The 6,125-nt window shown below is 73.5% G+C and carries 1 protein-coding gene; it reads left to right on the top strand.

Annotation, left to right across the window (positions count from 1 at the left end; all coding sequences use genetic code 11):
- Positions 1-6,125: amino acid adenylation domain-containing protein (locus AB0399_RS40150; RefSeq protein WP_366414652.1), on the top strand; the 6,125-nt coding region annotated here is incomplete at both ends.

The raw sequence follows: 6,125 nt of genomic DNA, 5'->3' as shown, positions 1-6,125 counted from the left end.
GACCTGGAGTTCCTGGGCCGTACCGACGACCAGGTCAAGGTCCGCGGGTTCCGGATCGAACCCGGCGAGATCGAGGCGGCGCTCGCCGAACACCCACAGGTCGCGCGGGCCGTCGTCACGGTACGCACCGACGAGGAAACCCGGTTGGTCGCCTACGTCCTCCCCGACGCGGGGCAGACCGTCCGAGCGGACGCGCTGCGGGACCGGCTGCGGGAGCGGCTGCCCGCGTACATGGTGCCGTCGGCGTTCGTGGTGCTGGACGAGCTGCCCCTGACCCCGAACGGCAAGCTCGACCGGCGCGCTCTCCCGGCGCCCGGACAGCAGCCCGCCGCATCGGGCCGCGCACCGCGCACCGCGGTCGAGCACCTGCTCTGCGGGCTGTTCGCCGAGGTGCTGGGGGTCGCCGAGGCCGGGCCGGACGACAGCTTCTTCGACCTCGGCGGGCACTCCCTGCTCGCCACCCGGCTGGTCGCCCGGGCCCGGTCCGTGCTCGGCGTGGAGCTGAGACTGCGCGACCTGTTCGACGCGCCGACGGTGGCGGAACTGGCGGCCGCGGTGGACGTCGCGGGCCGGGCGCGCCCGGCGCTGGGGCGGCGCGAGCGCCCCGCGGTGGTCCCGCTGTCCTTCGCGCAGCGGCGGCTGTGGTTCCTGCACCGGCTGGAGGGGCCGAGCGCCACCTACAACATCCCGCTGACCCTGCGGCTGTCCGGAAGCCTGGACCAGCGTGCCCTGGAAGCCGCACTGGCGGACGTGGTCGAGCGGCACGAGAGCCTGCGTACCGTCTTCCCGGTGGTCGACGGCGTGCCGTACCAACGGGTGCTCGGCCTCGACGCCGCACGGCCGCGGCTGCGGGTGACCGAGGTCGGCGAGCACGACCTGCCGGACCGGCTGGCGGAGGCCGCGCGGTACGGCTTCGAGCTCTCCGAGGAGCCGCCGCTGCGCGCCGAACTGTTCCGGCTCGGCGCGGACGAGCACGTGCTGCTGCTGGTGGTGCACCACATCGCCGGCGACGGCTGGTCGACCGGACCTCTCGCGCGGCACCTGACGACCGCCTACGCCGCCCGGAGCGAGGGCGCGAAGCCGCAGTGGCCGCCGCTGCCGGTCCAGTACGCCGACTACGCGCTCTGGCAGCAGGAGCTGCTGGGTGACGGCGCCGACCCGGACAGCCTGCTCAACGGCCAACTCGCCTACTGGCGCGAACAGCTGGCGGACCTGCCCGAGCAGGTCGAGCTGCCCTTCGACCGACCCCGGCCGGCGGCGATGTCCTACCAGGGCGCCCACCTGCCGGTGCGGATCGACGCCGAGCTGCACCGGGGCCTGCGCGCGCTCGCCCGTGACGGCGGAGCCAGCCTCTTCATGGTGCTCCAGGCCGGCCTGGCCGCTCTGCTGGGCAAACTCGGGGCCGGCACCGACGTTCCGATCGGTACCCCGGTCGCGGGACGCACCGACGAGGCCCTGGACGACCTGGTCGGCTTCTTCGTCAACACCCTGGTGCTGCGCACCGACCTGTCCGGCGACCCGTCGTTCACCGAACTGCTGGGCCGGGTGCGCTCCGACGCGCTGGCCGGGTACGCGCACCAGGACGTGCCGTTCGAGCACCTCGTGGAGGCGCTGAACCCGACCCGGACGCTGGCGCACCACCCGCTGTTCCAGACCCTGCTCACGCTGCAGAACGCGCCGTCCGGCACCTTCGACCTGCCGCGGCTGCGGGTGGCGACCGACCTGGTCCCCACCGGGACGGCCAAATGCGACCTGACCTTCGTCCTGGCCGAACAGCCCGGCGAGGACGGGCTGGCGGGCGTCGTGGAGTACAGCACCGACCTGTTCGACGCGGCCACCGTCAGCGGGATCGTCGAGCGGTGGCTGAGGCTGCTGCGCGCCGTCGTCGCCGCCCCCGGCCGACGGATCGGACAGGTGGACGTGCTGTCCGCCGACGAGCTCCGGGCGCTGCTGCCGGCCGGCACCGACCAGGGCGACGAGCGGCCGGAGTCCGGCCTGCCCGCGCTGTTCGAGCAGCAGGTCCGGGCGAACCCGGCCGCGATCGCTCTCACGGACGGCGAAGCCACGCTCACGTACGGCCAGTTGAACGCCCGCGCCAACCAGCTGGCGCATGCCCTGGCCGACCGGGGGGTGGGGCCGGAGCAGTTGGTGGCCCTGGCCCTGCCGCGCTCGGCGGAGTTGGTCGTGGCGGTGCTCGCGGTGCTCAAGGCCGGCGCCGCGTACGTACCGGTCGACCCCCAGTACCCGGCCGCCCGGATCGCCTACCTGCTCCAGGACACCCGACCCGCGCTGCTCGTGACGACCAGCCGGATCGGAGAGCTTCCGGGGGCGGACCACGTGGACCGGCTGCTGCTGGACGCCGCGGACCTGGACCGGCTGCCGGACACGGACCTCGCGGTCCCCGTCGACCCGAGCCACGCCGCCTACGTCATCCACACCTCCGGTTCCACCGGCAACCCCAAGGGCGTGGTGGTCCCGCACCGCAACGTGGTGCGCCTGTTCGGCACCACCCGGGAGCTGTTCGACTTCTCCGCCGAGGACGTGTGGACCCTCTTCCACTCCTACGCCTTCGACTTCTCGGTGTGGGAGCTGTGGGGCCCGCTGCTGCACGGCGGCCGGCTGGTGGTCGTGGACCACGAGACCAGCCGCTCGCCCGGCCGGTTCCTGGACCTGCTCGCCCGCGAGCGGGTGACGGTGCTCAACCAGACACCGTCCGCCTTCTACCAGTTGATGGAAGCGGACGCGGAGGCTCCGGAGACCGGCAGCCGGCTCGCCCTGCGCACGGTGGTGTTCGGCGGCGAGGCGTTGGAGCACAGCCGGCTGGCCGGCTGGTACCGCAGGCACCCGCAGGACGCGCCGCGGCTGGTCAACATGTACGGCATCACCGAGACCACGGTGCACGTCACGTACGCGGCGCTCGACCGGTCCGGCACCACCGCCGGCCAGGTCGGCGCGGCCCTCCCGGACCTGCGCGCGTACGTGCTCGACAGCGGCCTGCGGCCGGTGGCCCCGGGCGTGCCGGGTGAGCTGTACGTCGCGGGAGCGGGCCTGGCGCGCGGCTACCTCAACCGGCTGGGCCTGACCGCCGGCCGGTTCGTGGCGGACCCGTTCGGAGCGCCGGGGTCGCGCATGTACCGCAGCGGCGACGTGGTGCGCCGCGCGGCTGACGGCGGCCTGCGCTACGTCGGCAGGGCGGACCAGCAGGTCAAGGTGCGCGGCTTCCGGATCGAACTCGGCGAGGTCGAGGCGGCGCTGGCCGGGTACCCCGGCATCGCCCAGGTCGCCGTCCTGGCCCGGCAGGACCGCGCCGACGACACCCGGCTGACCGCGTACCTGGTGCCGGCCGCGGGCGCCGCACCGAGGTCCGCGGACCTGCGGGAGCACCTGCGCGAGCGGTTGCCGGAGTACATGGTGCCGTCGGCGTTCGTCGTGCTGGACGCGCTGCCGCTGACCGTCAACGGCAAGCTGGACCACCGGGCCCTGCCGGCACCCGACCTCGCCCCGGCGGCCGCGTCCCGCGCGCCGCGCAGCCCGCAGGAGCAGATCCTCTGCGAGCTGTTCGCGGAGGTCCTGGGGGTGGCGTCGGCCGGCGTCGAGGACGGGTTCTTCGACCTGGGCGGGCATTCGCTGCTGGCCACCCGTCTGGCCGCCCGCATCCGCGCGACGCTCGGCGTGGAAATGCCGCTGCGCACGCTGTTCGAGGCGCCGACCCCGGAGGGTCTGGCCGCCGCCCTGGTGGCGGCCGGGCCGGCGCAGGTCGCCCTGGCCCGGCGCGAGCGCCCCGCGGTGGTCCCGCTGTCCTTCGCGCAGCGGCGGCTGTGGTTCCTCCACCAGTTGGAGGGAGCCGGCGCGAACTACCACATCTCCCTGGCCTGGCGGCTGTCCGGGGACCTGGACCGACCGGCCCTGGCGGCCGCCGTCGCGGACGTGGTGGCCCGGCACGAGAGCCTGCGCACCGTCTTCCCGGCGGTGGACGGCGTGCCGTACCAGCGGGTGCTGGACATCGAGGCAGCCCGCCCGCGACTGCCCGTGCACCGGACCACCGAGGCCGGGCTGCCGGCCGCCATGGCGGAAGCGAAGGACCGCCCGTTCGACCTGGCGGTCGACGTGCCGCTGCGGGGCGAGCTGTTCGAACTGGCGCCGGACGAGCACGTCTTCCAGGTGGTGCTCCACCACATCGCGGGTGACGGCTGGTCGCTGGGCCCGCTCGCGCGGGACCTGACCGCCGCCTACGCGGCGCGCCGCCGCGGCGAAGAGCCGCAGTGGGAGGAACTGCCGGTCCAGTACGCCGACTACACCCTGTGGCAGCACGAACTGCTCGGCGACTCAGCCGATCCGGACAGCTTGTTCGCCGGCCAGGCGGACTACTGGACGAAGGCGCTGGCCGGTCTGCCGGAACGGGTCCAGCTGCCCACCACCCGGCCCCGTCCGCCGGTCGCCTCGCACCGTGGCGGCTCCGTGCGTGCCGGGCTGGACGCCGAGCTGCACCGCGGTCTGCGCGAGCTCGCCCGCGCGCACGGGACCAGCCTGTTCATGGTGCTCCAGGCAGGGCTGGCGGCGTTGCTGAGCAAGCTCGGCGCGGGAGACGACATCCCGGTCGGCAGCCCGGTCGCCGGTCGGACCGACCAGGCGCAGGACGAGCTGGTCGGCTACTTCGTCAACACCCTGGTGTTCCGTACCGACACCTCGGGCGATCCGACGTTCGCCGAGCTGCTGGACCGGGTCCGGGACACCGCGCTGGCCGGCTACGCCCACCAGGACCTTCCGTTCGAGTACCTGGTCGAGGTCCTGAATCCGGCCCGGTCGCTGGCGCACCACCCGCTGTTCCAGGTCATGCTGGTGCTGCAGAACGCACCCCGGGCCGACTTCGCCCCGGCCGGGCTGCGGGTCGGCGAGATGCCGCCCACGTCGACCACCGCCAAGCTCGACCTGATCTTCACCATGTCCGAGCGGTACGCGGAGGACGGCTCTCCGGAGGGGATCGACGGGTCCGTCGAGTACGCCCTCGACCTGTACGATCCGGCCGCCGTCGAGGCGATGATCGGGCGGTGGGAGCGGTTGCTCCGCGCCGCGGTCGCCGACCCGGGGCAGCGGGCCAGCCGGATCGATCTGCTCACCGACGAGGAGCACCGCCGGCTTGACGCCCTCGGCACCGGGCCGGTGGCGCGGGTTCCGGCTGTGAGCCTGCCGGAGTTGTTCCGGGAGCGTGTCGCGGCGGCTTCGGGCCGGGTCGCGTTGGTGTGTGGTGATGTGTCGTTGACGTATGCGGAGTTGGATGCGCGGGCGAACCGGTTGGCGCATGCGTTGATGGCGCGGGGTGCGGGGCCGGAGCGGTTGGTGGCGGTGGCGTTGCCGAGGTCGGCGGAGTTGGTGGTGGCGATCTTGGCGGTGGTGAAGTCGGGTGCGGCGTATGTGCCGGTGGACCCGGAGTATCCGGCGGCTCGGGTGGCGTATCTGCTGGAGGATGCGCGGCCGGTGGTGGTGGTGACCGACGCGGGTACCGGGGGGCGGTTGCCGGAGGGCGGTGCCGATCGGTTGGTGCTCGACGATCCTGCGACGGCTGCTTCGGTGGCGGGTTGTCCGGCGGTCGATCCGGGGGTGGCTGTCGATCCTCGCCACCCGGTGTACGTGATCCACACCTCCGGTTCCACGGGCAGGCCCAAGGGTGTCGTGGTCACCCACGGCGGCCTGGCCAACCTGTTCGCCAACCAGTGTGCGCTGGTCTTCCGGACGGGGGAGCGGCTGCGGGTCGGGTTGACCACGTCCGTGTCGTTCGACGCCTCCTGCGACCAGCTCCTCGCCCTCTTCGCGGGTCACGAGCTGCACGTCCTGGACGAGGCGACCTGGACCGACCCGGACGCGTACCTCGAGTACGCCGCACGCGCAGGGCTGGACTATGTGGAGGCCACTCCCTCCTATCTTCAAGTCCTCCTCGCTCATGGACTGCTGGACGATCCGCTGCGCCGTCCGGCACTGGTCGCAGTGGGTGGGGAGGCCGTTCCGGAGCAGGTGTGGGAGCGGTTGCGGGCGGCCGGTGGGGGCTCCTGCCTCAACTTCTACGGACCGTCCGAATGCACCGTCAACTCGGTGGTCGCGGACGTGGCCGCGAGTCCGCGTCCGGTGAT

Source organism: Streptomyces sp. NPDC088194 (assembly GCF_040702025.1).
GTDB lineage: Bacteria > Actinomycetota > Actinomycetes > Streptomycetales > Streptomycetaceae > Actinacidiphila.
This window is presented reverse-complemented; position numbering and strand designations above follow the sequence as displayed.